The sequence below is a fragment of the Aeromicrobium sp. REDSEA-S38_B2 genome, assembly GCF_001628525.1.
GTDB lineage: Bacteria > Actinomycetota > Actinomycetes > Propionibacteriales > Nocardioidaceae > Aeromicrobium > Aeromicrobium erythreum.
In genome coordinates, this window is sequence record NZ_LUNH01000015.1 from 36234 (window position 1) to 53244 (window position 17011).

The 17011-nt window shown below is 73.8% G+C and carries 11 protein-coding genes; 3 read left to right on the forward strand and 8 right to left on the reverse strand.

The window, feature by feature from the left end; translation table 11 throughout:
• Nucleotides 1–4 precede the first annotated feature (4 nt).
• The 3 genes from A6Q81_RS03315 to A6Q81_RS03325 form a co-directional block, all read right to left on the reverse strand.
• Nucleotides 5–2110, reverse strand: coding sequence for a HelD family protein (locus A6Q81_RS03315; protein WP_286689533.1), 2106 nt, complete (start codon nucleotides 2108–2110; stop codon nucleotides 5–7).
• Nucleotides 2111–2216: 106 nt separating this feature from the next.
• Nucleotides 2217–6398 (reverse strand): carboxypeptidase regulatory-like domain-containing protein, encoded by a 4182-nt coding sequence (locus A6Q81_RS03320; RefSeq protein ID WP_286689534.1) that lies wholly within the window; start codon nucleotides 6396–6398, stop codon nucleotides 2217–2219.
• Nucleotides 6399–6487: 89 nt separating this feature from the next.
• Entirely contained in the window at nucleotides 6488–7858 is a 1371-nt protein-coding gene (locus A6Q81_RS03325) for an alpha/beta hydrolase family protein (protein WP_286689535.1), read from the reverse strand.
• A gap of 59 nt (nucleotides 7859–7917) precedes the next feature.
• Here A6Q81_RS03325 and A6Q81_RS03330 point away from each other — a divergent pair, with 59 nt between their 5' ends.
• Nucleotides 7918–8850 (forward strand): fumarylacetoacetate hydrolase family protein, encoded by a 933-nt coding sequence (locus A6Q81_RS03330; RefSeq protein ID WP_286689536.1) that lies wholly within the window; start codon nucleotides 7918–7920, stop codon nucleotides 8848–8850.
• Nucleotides 8847–9497 carry a TetR/AcrR family transcriptional regulator gene (locus tag A6Q81_RS03335; protein WP_286689537.1) on the forward strand — a complete coding sequence of 217 codons (651 nt, stop codon included), beginning with the start codon at nucleotides 8847–8849 and terminating at the stop codon, nucleotides 9495–9497. The genes A6Q81_RS03330 and A6Q81_RS03335 overlap by 4 nt, the downstream gene beginning before the upstream one ends.
• A 6-nt stretch (nucleotides 9498–9503) precedes the next feature.
• Here A6Q81_RS03335 and A6Q81_RS03340 read toward each other — a convergent pair whose 3' ends face one another.
• On the reverse strand, nucleotides 9504–10112 hold the full coding sequence (locus A6Q81_RS03340; RefSeq protein WP_286689538.1) for a DUF4232 domain-containing protein: 609 nt from the start codon (nucleotides 10110–10112) through the stop codon (nucleotides 9504–9506).
• Between the two features lie 174 nt (nucleotides 10113–10286).
• Here A6Q81_RS03340 and A6Q81_RS03345 point away from each other — a divergent pair, with 174 nt between their 5' ends.
• Nucleotides 10287–11117: a hypothetical protein gene (locus tag A6Q81_RS03345; RefSeq protein WP_286689539.1), complete on the forward strand. Its 831-nt coding sequence runs from the start codon at nucleotides 10287–10289 to the stop codon at nucleotides 11115–11117.
• Between the two features lie 13 nt (nucleotides 11118–11130).
• On the opposite strand, the gene A6Q81_RS03350 is transcribed toward A6Q81_RS03345, so the two are convergent.
• The 4 genes from A6Q81_RS03350 to A6Q81_RS03365 all read right to left on the reverse strand — a co-directional run bounded on the left by A6Q81_RS03350 (nucleotide 11131) and on the right by A6Q81_RS03365 (nucleotide 17010).
• The gene (locus A6Q81_RS03350; RefSeq protein ID WP_286689540.1) at nucleotides 11131–11877 is read right to left on the reverse strand and encodes an enoyl-CoA hydratase-related protein; all 747 of its coding nucleotides are present in this window, start codon (nucleotides 11875–11877) and stop codon (nucleotides 11131–11133) included.
• 141 nt (nucleotides 11878–12018) lie between these two features.
• Nucleotides 12019–13182 carry an acyl-CoA dehydrogenase family protein gene (locus tag A6Q81_RS03355; RefSeq protein WP_067853114.1) on the reverse strand — a complete coding sequence of 388 codons (1164 nt, stop codon included), beginning with the start codon at nucleotides 13180–13182 and terminating at the stop codon, nucleotides 12019–12021.
• Nucleotides 13179–15113, reverse strand: a complete 1935-nt coding sequence (locus tag A6Q81_RS03360) for an acetyl/propionyl/methylcrotonyl-CoA carboxylase subunit alpha (protein ID WP_286689541.1) — start codon at nucleotides 15111–15113, stop codon at nucleotides 13179–13181. The genes A6Q81_RS03355 and A6Q81_RS03360 overlap by 4 nt, the downstream gene beginning before the upstream one ends.
• Nucleotides 15114–15420: 307 nt before the next feature.
• Nucleotides 15421–17010: an acyl-CoA carboxylase subunit beta gene (locus A6Q81_RS03365; protein ID WP_502692800.1), complete on the reverse strand. Its 1590-nt coding sequence runs from the start codon at nucleotides 17008–17010 to the stop codon at nucleotides 15421–15423.
• Between the last annotated feature and the right edge of the window lies 1 nt (nucleotide 17011).

Here is a 17011-nt window from a genome sequence, read left to right on the forward strand (position 1 = left end):
GCGGTCAGGAGACGCGCGAGAGCCAGGTCTGGGTGGTGCCGACGGTGGTGAGGAGCTGGGTGGCGCGGGTGAGGACGACGTAGAACGTCCGCCAGCCGGCCTCGGACTCCGCGATGATCGCGTCGGGCTCGACCACGACCACCGCGTCGAACTCCAGGCCCTTGGTGTCGAGACCGTCGAGCACCCGCAGGCGGTCGTGGGCGGCGAGCCGGTCGGCCAGACGGGCCCGCAGCCGCGGCAGGTCGGCGCGGGCGGCGACCACCGCGACCGTGCCCTCGACCCGCTCGAGCATCGTGTCGGCCTCGGCCTCGACGGCGTCGAGTAGCGCGGCGTCGGCGACCCACTCGTGCCGTGGCGCCTCGCCCGTGCGGCGCACGGCCTCCGCGAGGTCGGCACCCGGGATCGCGACCTGCGCGACGTCGGCCGCGAGGTCGTAGATCTCGGCGGAGTTGCGGTAGTTGGTCGAGAGCCGGAACCGGTGCTCGACCTTGCCCTCCAGCGCGGCGACGCGGGCCTGCTCGGCCTCGTCGGCGTGCGGCCACGACGACTGCGCGAGGTCGCCGACGATCGTCCAGCTGGCGTAGCGGCCGCGCCGGCCGAGCATCCGCCACTGCATCGGCGAGAGGTCCTGCGCCTCGTCGACCAGCACGTGCGCGTAGCCGTCGTCGTCGATGCTCGTGGTGGAGCGCAGCTCGTTCTCGACCTCGCGCTCACGTCGCTCGAAGCTCATCAGCTGACGCGGCACGTCGTCGTCGCGCTCGTCGTCGGGCGGCACCTCGCCCAGCAGGTAGCGCAGCTCGTCGACGAGGGGGACGTCCTCGATGGCGGGGACGCCCGAGGCCCACGACGTGACCATCGCGTCGAGCTCCTCGCGGGAGAACGCGCCGTTGGCGAGCTCGCCGACCCGCTTGGGCAGGGTGCGCCAGAGCTCGACGGCGTCGACCGGAGGCCACCACGCCTCGACGAAGTCGACGTAGCGGTGGTCGGTGGTGAGCTCGTCGAGGAAGCCCTCCTCGCCCTTCTCGAGCGCCCGCTCGCCCGACACCTGCTGCCACAGCGCCCGCGCCACGGCGGCCGGCGCCTTCGGGTAGGCGCGGTTGCGCGGCAGGTTCGAGAGCAGCCCACGGCGGATGTTGGCGAGCTTCTTGGCGTCGAGGACGAGCACGTCGTCCTTGTAGAAGTACCGGAACGACGTCGGCTCGCCGGGCTGCGGCGAGGTGGCCAGGCGCCGGAGCACGGGCAGCATGCGCGACGAGCCCTTGGCCGCGGCGGCGACCGGCTCGTCGTGCTCGCGCGCGCCGACCCCGTCGACGACCTCGCCCAGCGAGCGCAGCGTCACCGCGGTCTCGCCGAGGCTCGGCAGCACGCGCTCGATGTAGCTCATGAACACCGACGACGGGCCGACGACGAGCACGCCACCGGACTCGAAGCGTCGGCGGTCGGTGTACAGCAGGTAGGCCGCACGGTGCAGCGCCACGACGGTCTTGCCCGTGCCGGGGCCGCCGCCGATGATCGTCGCGCCGCGGCTGGGCGCCCGGATCGCCTCGTCCTGCTCCTTCTGGATCGTGGCGACGACGGAGTGCATGGTGCTGTCGCGGGCCCGCGAGAGGCTGGCGAGCAGCGCGCCCTCGCCGACGACGACCATGTCCTCGGGGGCGTTCTCCGCGTCGAGCAGGTCGTCCTCGACCCCGACGACGGTCTTGCCCGAGCTGCGCAGGACGCGACGGCGGACGACGCCGGTGGGGTCCTGGGCGGTGGCCTGGTAGAACAACGCCGCCGCCGGCGCACGCCAGTCGACGAGCAGGATCTCGCGTTCGGCGTCGCGGACACCGATCCGGCCGATGTACCGGGCCTCGCCGCCCTGCAGGTCGAGCCGGCCGAACACGAGCCCGTCGTGCGCGGCGTTGAGCGCCGACAGGCGGCGGGTGGCCTGGAAGACCATCGCGTCGCGCTCGACCGGACCGCCCTCGTTGCCGACGTGCCCGCGGGCGAAGCCCTCGGTGACGAGCGACTGCGCCACCTTGGTGGACTCGTCGAGGCGACCGTAGACGACGTCGACGTACGCCTGCTCCGCTGCGATCTCTGCGGCGGCCTGCTGCTCGGAGGACACGCCTCTCCTCGGCTCTCGTGGGTCGTTCTGCGAACTCCCCATGGTACCCGCCGTCCGGCCACGAAAACCCCACCGGCCCAGGGTCCGTGGGACGCCCGTCCTGTCGTCAGCGCACGGTGACCCGACGCTTGGTCGAGCGGGCCTCGGCCTTCGCGTCGCCGAGGTACTCCACCGTGTACACCCGCGTGCCCTTGGCCTGTCCCGTGACGGTGACGACGGCACGACGCGTGCCCCGGTAGCTCGTGAGGGTCGCGCTGCGCAGCGTGCGCGAGCCGAGCCGGACGCGCACGGTCCCCGTGGGGGTGGCGCCGCTCGCGCGCACGACGACGGTGAACGTCGCGCTCCGGCGACCTCCGGTGCTGGTGACGGCGAGGGCGGGCTGCGCCTTGACGGTGCGCGACGCCGACGTGCGCGACGCGGTGGCGTGCCCGGGCCGCGTGGCGGTGACCCGGACCGTGAGCGGACGTCCGAGGTCGGCGGTGCCGGCGCGGTACGTCGGACCGGTCGCCCCCGTGACGACCTTGCCCGACCGCAGCCACTGGTACCCGAAGGACGTCGAGCCGGTCGTGGGGTCGCCGGCGTCCCACGTGCCGGGCGAGGCCGTGAGGGTCGAGCCGGGTCGGGCGGTCCCGGTGACGGTGGGCGCGGTGCGGGCGGTCAGGGCGGCGGGAGCGACGGTGCGCGCGGCCGACGTCGTGGTCACGGGCCGCGACGTCGCGCCGCTGGCCGCTGCCCTGGCGGTGGTGGGCGTGGTCGCCGTCAGCGGCGGGTCGGTCACGGTCCGCGGCTGCGAGACCACGGTGAGCGAGGTGTAGCCGGGGGCCGAGGCGGTCACGCGCAGGACGAGCGCGTGACCCACGTCGGCGGCCGTGGGCACGTGCTCGCTGCCGGTGGCACCGTCGACGACGACGCCGTCGCGCAGCCACTGCCGGGCGAGCGTCACGTCGGCCGGCGACCACGTCCCGCTGGACGCCGTGGTGCGGGTGCCGACCACGGGGTCGCTCGTGAGGACGGGCGGGGAGGTCGACGCGAGCGTCCCCGGCGCGACCGTGGCGGGCGTGCTGACCGCGAGGGCGGAGCGGTACCCCGCCCGCGAGGCGACCACGCGCACCGCGACCGCGCGTCCGACGTCGACGGCGCCCGGCACGTAGCTGCGACCGGTGGCGCCGGTCACGGGCGTGCCGTCGCGCAGCCACTGGTAGGCCACGTCGGTCGCGGCGGGCGTCCAGGTGCCGGGGTCGGCGGTGAGGGTCCCGCCGACGACGGCCCGTCCCGTGACGGTGGGGGCGGCGACCGGCCGCAGGGTGCCGAGCTCCGAGCCGACGACCACGTCGACGCCCGGCGTGAGCGACCCGGCGACGACCTCGACGTCGGCAGCCGAGGAGAACGCGGTGCCGCCACCGTGGTGGGTCGTGCGGAACGGCTCCTGCCGCTCGACGACCCGGACCCGGTACCGGCCGGGCGGCAGCTCGACCTGGTACGCGCCGTAGCCAGGGGTCGTGCGCTCCTGCTCGACCCAGCGGCCGGCGTCGGTGTCGAAGCGGAGGAAGACCGCCTCCAGCTCCGGCGGCGCGTCGGCGAGCGCCGCGGCGTCGCTGATGCTGCCCGTCACTCCGGTGGCGGCGGCGAGCGTGGCGTCGACGCCGCCGACGTCGGTGGACGCCACCCGGACCGCCCGAGCCGTGGCGAGGTCGGGGCCACCGGCGAAGGTCGTCGCGTACCCGAGCGGCAGCCCGTGGAAGCCGACGCGGTAGACGCCGGGCGGCACGGCGAGCGCGTACCTGCCGTCGGTGCCGGAGACCGCGCGGCCGACCACGACGGCGGTGTCGTCGCGGGGGTCGTAGCGCCAGGCGCGCACCTCCACGCCGGCGGCCGGGCGGGCGTCGGGCCCTGCGAGCCGGCCGGTGACGGCGCGCTGGTCGGCCAGCGTCACCGTCCGGGTGGTGGTGCCGGTCGCGAGCGCGAGGGACGACAGCGTCCAGCGGACGTCGCCGTCGAGCACCACCTCGACCGTGTAGGTGCCGGCGGGAGCAGCGAGTCCGTAGGCGCCGGTGTCGTCTGTGGTGGTCTCGGCCACGACGTCGCCCCCGGCACCGGAGGCGTCCAGCGGGCGGACGAGACGGACCACCGCGTCGCCCACACCGGCACCGGACGCCGTCTGCACCCGACCGACGAGGCGGGGGTTCGCGGCGAGGGTGACGTCGCGGCCGGTGAGCGTCGCGCCGTCGGCCACGACCACCCGCGTCGCCGAAGCCCAGGTGCTGGCGCCGGCGAGGTACTCGCCCCGGTGGTCGCCCGAGGGGTCCTCGAACGCGAGCACGTACCGCCCTGCGTCGACCTGCACCTCGTAGCGGCCGGCGGAGTCGGTGCGTGCCGAGGTGACGGGCACCAGGTCGTCGCTGCCGCCCTGCAGCACGCGGACGTCGACCCCTGCGAGCGGTCCCGACGGGCCTCTCACGGTGCCCTGGACGCGGGCGCTGACCGTCTCGAGCCGGACGTCGCGGCTGACGAGCGACCCGGCGACGACGACCGACGGCGCGGCGCCGACGGTGGCGGAGCCGGGGCCGAAGGTCGTGCGGTGACGGTCCGCCGAGAAGCCCAGGCGGTAGGTCCCGTCGGGCAGGAGCAGCCGGTACCGGCCGTCGGCGGCCGTGGTGGTCTCGTCGAGCACGACCCACTCGCCGTCGCGCAGCACCGAGGCGCTCACGCGGACGTCGGCGAGCGCGCCGCCCGTCGCGGTGGTGACGGTGCCGCGGACGCCGGAGCGCGACCGGGCCGCCAGGACGGTGTCGCGCGCGAGCACGTCGGCGTCACCGACCGTGACCGTGCGCGCCGCCGCGAGCGAGGCGGCGTCGTCCCAGAACTCGCCTGCGAGGTCGTCGGTGCCCTCGACCTGCAGGCGGTAGTCGCCAGGGACGACGGGGGCGGACCAGCGGCCGGAGGCGTCGGTCGAGACGCGGTCGGCGACGACCCAGCGGGTCTGGCCGGCGACGACGCGGGGCGCGTGGACGACGACGTCGGTGCGCACGGGCGACCCGTCCGGCCCCGTGACCCGGCCCCGGATCGCGAGGGCGGGCGCGAGGTCGACGGTGCCGACGTCGCCGCCGCGCTGGCCGACGAGGAGCGGGTCGTCGACGACGCTGCGCGTCCACGTGCGGTAGCCGCGGGCGCGGACCTCCACCCCGTACGCGCCCGGGGCGAGCGGCACGCCGAACACGCCGTCGGGCCCGGTCCGGTCGCGCGCGACCTCGTCGCCTGAGGCGTCGAGCGCGACGACGTCGGCGTCCTCGACCGGCTCGCCCGACGCGTCGCGCACCAGGCCGCGGGCCGTGGGCAGCACGGCGAGGTCGGCGTCGAGGACCACCGGGGCCGAGCCGAGGTCGACCGGCGTGGCGTCGGAGCGTCGGGTCTGGTCGGCCCAGAACTCGGGCCGGTACCGGGCGTCGCCGGCGAACCGGAAGCTGTAGCGACCCGCCGCCAGGCGCACCGACCAGCGACCCTGGGCGTCACCGGTGACGGTCTCCTGCTCGCTCCACAGTCCCGTGGCGGCGTCGCGGACGAGCACGGTGACCTCGGGGCGACGCACGGCCGCGCCCCCGGCCGTCACCCGTCCCGAGGCGACGGGCAGCGGGGTGAGCGTGACGTCGCGCCCGGGCACGTCGGCGGTCGTCACCGTGACCGGGTCCGACGCAGCCAGGGTGGCGCGGTCGTTCCAGTACTCGACGACGTGGTCGGGGCTCTCGAACGCGAACCGGTAGCTGCCGGACGGCAGCGGCACGGCCCACGTGCCGTCGGCGGCGGTCGTGACCACGCGGACGGAGTCGGTCTCGTTGGCACTCGCGTAGGCACGCACCTCGGCTCCGGCGACGGGCTCACCGCCAGAGCGGACGGTGCCGGAGACGACGGGGTACGGAGCGAGGCGCGCCACGACCCCGGTACGGCCCGACGTGCCGACCGTCAGGGCGGTCGAGGCGGCGAGCGTGGTCTGGTCGTCCCAGAACTCCGGCTTCCACCAGCCCTCGGGGTCGACGTACCCGACCGCGTAGGTCCCCGGCTCCACCTGCACCGACCACGCCCCGGTGCTGTCGGTCGTCGTCTCCTGCACGGCGACGCCCGCACGCGTCGTGACAGCCACCTCGATGCCCGAGAGGCCGGCGCCGGACGTGCCGACGACGCTCCCGGACAACGCCACGGGCGCGGCGTGCGCGGGCGCGACACCGAGCAGCGTGGCCAGCACCGAGACGACGAGCAGCACGCAGCCGCGCGCCGCAGCGCGTGAAGCACCCATGCGATCTCCCTTTTCGCACCAGGCGGACGAGCCTCCAGCATGAGCGGTCGGCGGCCGTGGCGCAGCGAAATCGCGAAGGTGGTCGTGCGTCAGTCGCCCCCGGCCGGAGCCGGCGCGTCAACGGGCGGAGCCAGGTGCCGCACGAGCCACTGCTGGGACGCGTCGAGCCAGTCGCGGTAGTGGCCCATCGCGCAGTGGTCGTCGTCGGGGTAGAGCAGGAGGCTCGCGCCCGGCGCCTGCTCGGCGAGGTCGATCGAGTCCTGCGTGCTCAGCAACGTGTCGTGGTCGCCGTTGACGACCAGCAGCGGCACGCGGACGTCGCGGTAGCGGCGGCGTAGCGACAGGGTGCGGAGCCGGTGGCTCATGGTGAGCAGGGCACGTGAACCGGTGACGGCCTTGAGCGCCTCGAGGATCACCTGCGGCAGACCGATCGCGTTGCCGGGCAGGAACGTGCGGCTGGTCGGCGCGCCGCAGGCGACCGCACAGGTGAGCCGCGGCTCGGCCACCGCGAGCCGCGCGGCCCAGTAGCCGCCGAAGCTGACACCGACGACCCCGAGCCGCGTGCCCTCCACCCGCGGGTCGCGGACGAGGTGGTCGACGACGGCGCCGTACACGTCCTCCGAGGCCGGCGACATGGGCTGCCCGTAGGCGTAGCTGCCCGGCATCTCCATGACGAACGTGGCGAGCCCGCTCTCCCGGTAGCGCAGCAGTGGCAGGAGCAGCTCCTGCACCGTCCCCTCGAGCCCGTTCGTCACGAGCACGACGGGCCGCGGCCCCCCGTCCCTCGGGGTGACGAGGTAGCCGCGCACGACGTCGCCGTCCACCGGGACGTCGACCGGCCGGACGTCGACGCCGAGACGTGGGGTCACCACCGGCACGAGCGCGTCGAACAGGCGACGGCTCCGCCAGTACGCGCGCATCCGGCCCGGCGTGTGGCCCGGGAACGCCGCCACCTGCTCGAGGGTGAGGGCCTTGACCCAGGCGTCGAGCGCGGTGAACGCGTCGAGCACCTCGGGCCGGCCGGTCCCGACCACGCGCGACACGTCGTCCGGCGTCGGCTGCGGACCGTGGTCGGCCATCAGCACCGCGGCGTCCTCGAGCGTCCCGAGCGCCACGTCGGGCAGGACCACCTCGCCCGACGTGGCCGCGGAGACGAGCCGACCGGACAGGTCGGTCCCCGCGACGCGGCCCAGCGCCGACTCCGCGACCGTCAGCTGCTCGGCGGCGAGGCGGTGCCAGTACGTCGTCCACCCGCGGTCGCCGAAGGTCCGGCACCGTGCAAGGTGAGTCGCGACGACCGCCGGGTCGAGCCCGCCCATGTTGCTGTAGCGGAGCACGAACAGGGCCGGCAGGAACGGGGCCGTCCCGGTGAACCGCGCCGCGAGGCCCGTGGTGCGTGTCGCGGCACAGGTGGTCACCAGCAGACGACGGACGAACGAGGCGGATCCGGAGGACGACATGGCTGCTCCTGTGACGACTGGTCGGCACTGTAGCCGCTGAGGTACCTTCTGCGGAACAGGTGTTCCGGAAGGTGGTGGCGACCGTGCAGGTCCGACGGATCCGCGTCGATGGACAGGTGCGCACGCAACGACGCACCGACGGCGCGTGGGAGCCGGCCGACGCCAGCCTCACGCCCTGGGACGTCCTCGGGCGCGCGTGGGACGACCCAGCGCCGGAGGACGCAGCACCGGACGACTCTGGCACGCTGCTGCCGTTCCAGCCGCTCTCCTTCCGCGACTACATGCTCTTCGAGCAGCACACCATCGACGCGTCGCGCGGGCTCGTGAGGCGCTTCCACCCCGCGCAGTACCGCGCCGCCCGCGCCGTGGAGCTCCTGACCCGCCGTCCGTTCCCGGCTTTCCGCCCCCACCAGCTGCTGCAGGAGCAGCCGATCTACTACCTCGGCAACCACCTGACCTTCGTGCCCAGCGGCACCGAGATCAGGCCGCCGTCGTACTCGAGCGCGCTCGACTACGAGCTCGAGCTGGGGTTCGTGCTCGCCCGGCCGCTGCTCGACGCGACGCCGGAGGAGGCGACCGCCGCGATCGGCGGCTTCGTGCTGGTCAACGACCTGAGCGCGCGCGACGTCCAGCGTCGAGAGATGGCCAGCGGGTTCGGGCCCCAGAAGTCCAAGCACTTCGCCAGCTCGATGTCGGAGGTGCTCGTGACCGCCGAGGCGGTCCTGCCCCATGTCGACGCGCTGCAGGGACGGGTCGTCGTCAACGGCGAGGTGGTCGCGGAGGTCTCGACGGCCGGGATGCGCTGGAGCCTCGGCGAGGTGCTCGCGCACGCGTCGCGCAGCGAGCGGCTCCTGCCGGGCGAGCTGTTCGCCACCGGCACGCTGCCGGGTGGCAGCGGCATGGAGACGGGTCGCTGGATCGGCCCGGGCGACGAGCTCGAGCTCGTCCTCGACGGGGTGGGCCACGTCGTGCACCGCGTGCTCGCGGCATGAGCCGCACCACGGCCGACGCCTCTCCGGCCCCGCGGCGCCGGCAGCGCGAGGAGCTGCGCGAGGTCCTGCTCGACGTCGCCGAGCGGTCGTTCGCGCGCTCCGGGTACGCGGGGGTCGGGGTCCGAGAGATCACCCGCGACGCCGGCGTCCGCACCGCGACGGTCAGTGAGGTCTTCGGGGGCAAGCGCGAGCTGTTCCGCGCGGTGCTGCTGCGCCGGGTGGAGCCGCTGAACGCCGAGCGTCGGACCCGGCTGGCCGCGGCGAGGTCGCTGGAGGACGTGGTGCGGGCGTTCACCGAGCCCATGCTCGAGCGGGCCGGACGGCCCGGGTGGGCGGACTACTTCCGGTTCGTGGCGCAGCTGTCGGTCTCGGCCCTGCCGGAGCAGGTGCTCGTGGCCGAGGAGTACAACGCGATCGCGGCGACGTTCGTCGGCCGGCTCCAGGACCTCTACCCCGACGCCCGACCGGTGGCCGTGCTCGACGCCTACCTGTTGCTGGTCTCCTCGAGCCTGCAGCTCTTCGCCGGTCCCGGTCGCTTCGAGTACCTCACCGAGGGGACGCCCGGCGCACCCGACCTCGCGATGCGCCACGACTGGCTCGTGCGGTTCGTGGTGGGCGGTCTGGACACGCTGCTGCGCGACGCGTGAGCGCCGTCAGCCGCGCAGCACCACGGGCCGCACGGTGAGCTGTTGCGCCGAGGTCTGCGCGCAGGCCTTCGTGGGCATCGGGACGAAGACGGCGTCGCGCTGGTTCGGCGGGTAGACCCGCAGACCGCGCACCGACGTCGTCGTGCAGGGCGCGAAGTTCCCGGCCTCGGCCACCTGCAGCAGGGCCTCCGCGCTCGCGCCGGGCGCGAGGGACACGACGGCCGGCGTGCCCTGACGTGCGGCGGGCGCACCCACCTGACGTCCCTGCGAGCCCGTGACGAAGGAGACCCCGGGCCACCCGGTCATCAGGCAGGTCGTGCCGCCGGTGTTGCGCAGCAGCACGTCGTCGAAGGTGCTGCCGGCGGCAGCGCCGTTCGGGTCGGGTCGCACAGTCACGCGCAGGTCGGCGGTGGTGCACGTCGGCGCCGACGAGGCGGACGGGGAGGAGGTCGGGGTCGGCGGCGCGGACGCGGACGGTCCCGTGGAGGCTGGCGCGGTGGTGGAGGTCGGGGAGGGGCGCCCGGACCCGACGGACGGGTCGGAGGCGTCGTGCGAGGAGCAACCGGCCGTCAGCAGGAGCAGCGCCCCGGCGACGACGAGAGGCAGAGTCTTCATGCTCTCGACGCTACGACCGAGCCGAGGGTCTGCCGAGGCCTGCGGAAGGACTCTTCGCGTCTTCTTCCTCTTCGGCCGCCGGGTCGAACGACCCCGAAGGGACGCGGTTCCACGGATTTCAGGTCGCCGGGCCCGCCGCGGGTCTAGCCTGCGAGGGCACCCCTGGAGGCCCTCATGATCCGTCGACCCGAGCAGCGTCGATCAGCGCACCGTCGTCCCACGAACCGGACCGTCCTCGCAGCACTCGCCCTCGTCGCCGGCAGCGTCGCCCTCGCCGCGCCTGCCGAGGCCGCGACCTACGGCGTCACGCTCACCGCGAGCCACGCCCAGCGCGACGTCGGCCAGAAGCTCACGCTCAGCGGCAAGGTCAGCGGCGCGAAGGCGACCGGCAAGAAGCTCGCCGTCCAGCGCCGTGTCGGCACAGGCGCGTGGAGGACCATCGCCACGCCGCGCACCACGAAGACCCGGACCTTCTCCTCCCGCGTCACCGTCAGCCGCACCGGCACGCAGCAGTACCGCGTCGTCGCCCCGGCCGCCGGCTCCACGCAGCGCGGCGTCAGCCCGGCCCGCACCGTGACGGGCTGGACGTGGCTCGACCTCTACGACGAGTCGTACTACTCCTCCGGCGGCGTCCAGCGCGGCTGGGTCGGGACCGTCAACGGCGGCACGCCGCCGCGGGAGACGCTCGGGCTGTACAGCAGCGACGGGAACGCCGGCAGCCACGGGTTCGTGGGGTGGCGCTCCGAGGGCCAGTGCGACCGCGTCACCGCCGCGATCGGCATGTCCGACAGCGACTCGACCGCGAAGTACGTCCGGCTCGAGGCCGGCGGACCTGCGCAGCTCCTGGAGGTGCAGCCCAGCGAGATCACGAAGGTCGACGTGCCGCTCGTCGACGACGCGGGCTTCTCGCTGCGACGGTTCGAGGGGTCGGGTGGCGGCTACGTGGTCGTCGAGTCGCCCCGGGCGCACTGCCGGGTCGACCGGATGCCGATCGCCTACGACTGACCGGCCCTGTCGGTCAGCGCTTGCGCTGCAGGAACGCTGTCATGGCCTCGCGTGCCTCGTCGCTGCCGAACAGACGCGCCGACTGCGCGGCGACGTCGCCGCCGAGAGCGTCGATCCGGGCGACGAGGTCGTGGTTGAGCAGTCGCTTCGTCTCCCGCAGGCCCTGCGGGTAGCCCTGCACGAGGCCGTCGAGCACGGCCGAGACCGCGTCGGCGAGGTCGGCATCGGGCACCGCGCGGGTGACGAGTCCGGCGGCCTGCGCCTCGCGCGCGTCGAACTGACGGCCGGTGAGGAACAGCTCGGCCGCGGCCCGGTCGGTGAAGCGTTCGAGCAGCGTGAGGGAGATGACCGCCGGCGCCAGGGCGAGCCGCACCTCCGTGAGCGCGAACGTCACCGACTCGGCCGCGACCACGACGTCCGCGGCCCCGACGATGCCGAGCCCGCCCGCCCGCACGGGCCCCGCGAGCTCGACCACCACGGGCGTGCCGGCGGTCGCGATCTGGCGCTGGAGCGCCACGATCGCCCGCGCGCCCTCCTCCATCCCGCCGCTCGCCGCCTCGGACAGGTCGGCGCCGGAGCAGAACACCCGGTGCGCCGACCGCACCAGCACCGCCCGCACGTCCGCGTCGGCGTCCGCCTGCGCGAGCCGGTCGGCCATCTCCGTCACCAGCTGACGACTCAACGCGTTCCGGTTGTGCTCGCTGTCGAGCGTCACCGTCGCGACCCCGTCGGCGACGTCCAGGTGCACCAGCTCTGCCATGACCAGCTCCTCAGCTCTCGTCGGCGCCCGAGATTCCCAGGTCGACCTGGTAATCCCAGCGAAGCACGGAGTGCTTTCCGTGCAAACGTCAGAAAATCGTGCCTCGCTGGGAGATTCCCAGGTGGACCTGGGAATCTCCGCTCAGTAGGACTTCGGCAGCCCCAGCGAGAACTGGGCGACGAAGTTGAGTGCCATCTCCTTCGACACCGGCGCGATGTTGCTGAGCCGGGAGGAGGCGACGGCCTGGACGAGACCGTACTCCAGCGCCAGGCCGTTGCCGCCGTGCGTCTGGATGGCCTGGTCGACGGCCTTCGCCGCCGCCTCGCCGGCCGCGACCTTGGCCATGTTGGCGGCCTCGCCGGCGCCCATGAGGTCGCCGGCGGCGTAGAGCGCGGCGGCCTTCTGGGTGAGCAGGCGGGCCATCTCGACGTCGATGTGCAGCCGGGCGAGGGGGTGGCTGATGGCCTGGTGCGCGCCGATCGGCTTGCCCCACACCTCGCGCTCCTTGGCGTAGGCGACGGCCTTGCGGATCGCCCAGCGAGCCGTTCCGGTGGCCATCGAGGCGGCCATGATGCGCTCGGGGTTGAGGCCCGCGAACAGCTGCTCGAGGCCGGCGTCCTCCTGGCCGACGAGTGCGTCGGCGGCCACGCGCACGTCGTCGAAGAACAGCGTGAACTGCTTCTCCGGGCTCACGACGCCCATCTCGATCTGCTGCTTCGTGAATCCGTCGGCGTCGGTCGGCACCATGAACAGCGCCGGCTTCAGCTTGCCGGTCCGGGCGTCGGAGTACCGGGCGACGACGAGCAGGTGACTCGCCTCGTCGACGCCGGAGATGTACGTCTTGGTGCCGTTCAGCACCCAGCTGCCGTCCTCGGCCTTCTCGGCGTGCGTGACGATGTTGTGGGAGTTGGAGCCGGCGTCGGGCTCGGTGATGGAGAAGGCGTACGTGGCAGTGCCGTCGGCCAGGCCGGGCAGCCAGCGCTCCTTCTGCTCCTGCGTGCCGTACTGCGCGATGGTGGTGCCGACGATCGCCGGGCTCACCACCATGAGCAGCAGCGGGCAGCCCGCCGTCGCCAGCTCCTCGCACACCGCCGCGAGGTCGCCGATGTCGCCGCCCCCGCCCCCGAACTCCTCGGGGATCGACACGCCGAGGTAGCCCAGACGTCCCGCCTCCGCCCACAGCTCGGTGGTCTTGCGGCCCTCGGCGGCGGCCTCGTGGAAGTACTTCTCCCCGTACTTCGCGCCGAGCGACGCGACGGCCTTGCGGAGCTCGCGCCGCTCCTCGGACTCGGTGAACTGGCTCATGCTGGATCCCCTTCGATGACGGCCAGGACGGCCCCGGACTCGACCTGCTGGCCCGCCGTCACGGCGAGCTCCGCGACCACGCCGTCGGTCGGCGCGGTGATGGTGTGCTGCATCTTCATGGCCTCCAGGACGACGACCACGTCGCCCTTCTCGACCTGCTGACCGGCCTCCACGCCGACCTTCACGACGCTCGCCGGCATCGGCGCGAGGAGCGAGCCCTCCGCCAACACGTCGGCGGGGTCGACGAACGTGGGGACGACGTCGAACGACAGCGACCCGGCGGGGCCGTCGACGTCGACCGTCTCCTCGCCGACCGCGACGCGGTAGGCCTCCGTGACCCCGTCGACGGCGAGCACCACCCGCTCGGGCTCGACGGAGACGACGTCGGCGAGGTCGCTGACCAGCCTGCCGCCCTCGGCCCGGTACTCGACGACGAGCTCGTCGTCGCCGAGACGCAGCCGACGGGTGCGCGGCTGGCTGGGCACGTTGCGGAACGCGGTCGGGATGCGGGAGAGGACCGGCGACGACGTGGACGCCGACCGTGCCTGCGCGAGCGCCGCCGCGAGGGCCGAGCGCTGCAAGGCGTCGTCGTCGAGCAGCGGACGGGTCCAGGCCTCGATCCGCTCCCCGAGCAGCGCGGTGTGCACGCGCCCGGCGGCGAACTCCTCGTCGGCGAGGGCCCCGCGCAGCAGCCCGAGGTTCGTCGTCAGGCCGTGCACGCGCGTGCGACGCAGCGCGTCGTCGAGCCGGCGCACCGCCTGGGCGCGGTCGGCGCCGTGCGCGACGACCTTCGCGATCATCGCGTCGTAGAAGTGCGTGACGACCGAGCCGGACTCCACCGCGGAGTCGGTCCGCAGGCCCGGGCCCTCGGGTACCTCGAAGGTGCGCAGGATGCCGGTCTGCGGCGCGTAGTCGTCGGCCGGGTCCTCGGCGTAGAGGCGCACCTCGACGGCGTGGCCGGTCGGTCCGGCGGGCTGCTCGGCGGGCAACGGGTGGCCCTCGGCGACGGAGAGCTGCAGCGCGACGAGGTCGACGCCGAACACCTCCTCCGTCACGGGGTGCTCCACCTGCAGGCGGGTGTTCATCTCCAGGAAGTAGACGCGGCCGTCGTCGGCGTGGCCGTCGGCCACGAGGAACTCGACCGTGCCGGCACCGACGTACCCGACCGCCTCGGCGGCGTTTCGCGCCGCGTCGTGCAGGGTGCGGCGCACGGGGTCGCTCAGGTTCGGCGCGGGGGCCTCCTCGACGACCTTCTGGTGGCGCCGCTGGAGGGAGCAGTCGCGGTCGCCGAGGATCCAGGTGGTGCCGTGGGTGTCGGCCAGCACCTGCACCTCGACGTGGCGCGCGGTCGGCAGGTACGGCTCGACGAACACGGTGTCGTCGCCGAACGCCGATGCCGCCTCCGCGGCGGCTGCCGTCAGCTCGCCCTCGAGGTCCTCCGCGCGCTCGACGACGCGCATGCCGCGACCACCGCCGCCGGCGGACGCCTTCACGAGCAGCGGGAAGTCCTCAGGGCGTGCGGTCCCGGGATCGACGCTGAGGATCGGCACGCCCGCCTCGGCCATGAGCTCCTTGGCGCGGATCTTGCTGCCCATCGCGTCGATCGACTCGGGCGTGGGGCCGATCCACGTGAGGCCGGCGTCGGCCACCGCACGCGCGAAGCCGGCGTTCTCCGACAGGAAGCCGTAGCCGGGGTGGACGGCGTCGGCGCCGGCGCGGCGGGCCGCGTCGACGACGAGGTCGGCGCGCAGGTAGGTCTCGCCGGGCGCGTTCCCCTCGAGCCGGACGGCCACGTCGGCCTCGGCCACGAACGGCGCGTCGGCGTCGGCGTCGGAGTGGACGGCGACGGTGCGGATGCCGAGGTCGCGGCAGGTGCGGAACACCCGCCGCGCGATCTCCCCCCGGTTCGCCACCAGGACGGTGCGGATCATGAGGAGGTCCTTTCGATCGTCAGCAGGAGCGCTGATCCGGCCAGGGTGGTCTCGATACGCCCGGAGCACGCTCCTGCGGCCCCCGCAAGCGGGAGGTGCCCCCAGCGGCTCCGCGCTACTCGACCAGCGACACGGTTCCGCTGGTCGAGTAGGCACGACGGCGAGCGCCAGCGAGCTGGTCGTGACGTATCGAGACCACTCGGCAACGGATCAGCGTGGAGCGAGTCCCAGCGTCGGCTCGGGGTGGTCTCGATACGCCTCCCCTCGCTGGCGCTCGTGGAGGCACTCGACCAGCGGCGTGCGCGCGTCACAGGCGGAACACCCCGTAGCCGCGGGCGCCCTCGACGGGGGCGGTGTGGATGGCCGACAGGCAGATGCCGAGGATCGCGCGGGTGTCGCGGGGGTCGATGACGCCGTCGTCGTAGCCCATGCCCGACGTGAAGTAGGCGAGCGACTGCTCCTCGATCTGCTGCTCGACGTAGTCCTTGACGCCCTGGAAGCCCTCGGCGTCGAACGGCTGTCCCTTCGACTCCGCCGACTGGCGGGCGACGATCTCCATGACGCCCGCGAGCTGCGCGGGGCCCATCACGGCCGACTTCGCACCGACCCAGCTGAACATGAAGCGCGGGTCGTAGGCGCGTCCGCTCATGCCGTAGTGCCCGGCGCCGTAGGAGGCGCCCATGACGACCGACAGGTGCGGGACCTTGGAGTTGGAGACGGCGTTGATCATCTGGGCGCCGTGCTTGATGATGCCGCCCTGCTCGTACTCCGCACCGACCATGTAGCCGGTCGTGTTGTGCAGGAACAGCAGGGGCGTGTCGGTCTGGTTGGCCAGCTGGATGAACTGCGCGGCCTTCTGCGCCTCGGCGCTGAACAGCACCCCTTGCGCGTTCGCGAGGATGCCGATCGGGTAGCCGTGCAGCTGCGCGTAGCCGGTGACGAGGCTCGAGCCGTAGAGCGGCTTGAACTCGTCGAACTCGCTGCCGTCGACGAGCCGGGCGATGACCTCGCGCGGGTCGAAGGGGATCTTCAGGTCGGTGGGGACGATGCCCAGCAGGTCCTCTTCGTCGAGGACGGGGTCGGCGTAGTCGGCCACCGGCTCGGGGCCCTTCTTGCGCCAGTTGAGCCGGCGCACCACCTGGCGGCCGAGCCGGATGGCGTCGTGCTCGTCGGCGGCGAGGTAGTCGGCCAGGCCCGACGTCTTCGCGTGCATCGACGCGCCGCCGAGCGACTCGTCGTCGGACTCCTCGCCGGTGGCCATCTTCACGAGCGGCGGTCCGCCGAGGAACACCTTCGCGCCGCCGTCGACCATGACCACGTAGTCGCTCATGCCGGGGATGTAGGCGCCGCCCGCGGTCGAGTTGCCGAACACGAGCGCGACGGTGGGGCGACGGTCCTCGCTCGCGCGGGTGATGTTGCGGAAGCTGGCGCCGCCGGGGATGAAGATGTCCTTCTGCGTCGGCAGGTCGGCACCGCCGGACTCGACGAGGTTGATCGTCGGCAGCCCGTTCTCCTCCGCCACCTGGGCGGCGCGGAAGCCCTTCTTGACCGTGACGGGGTTGGACGAGCCACCCTTCACGGTCGGGTCGTTGGCGACGATCATGCACTCGACGCCCTCGACGACGCCGATGCCGGTGATGATCGAGCCGCCGACGGTGAAGTCGGTGCCCCAGCCGGCGAGCGCGCCGAGCTCGAGGAACGGGGTGTCGGGGTCGACGAGCAGCTCGATGCGCTCGCGGGCGGTCAGCTTGCCGCGCGCGTGGTGCCGCGCGACGTACTTCTCCCCTCCCCCGGCGAGCGCCTTCGCGTGCTGCTCGGCGAGGTCAGCGACGCGCTCCAGCATCTGGGCGCGGTTGTCGGCGTAGGCGGCCGACGTCGGGTCGATGGTGGTCTTCACG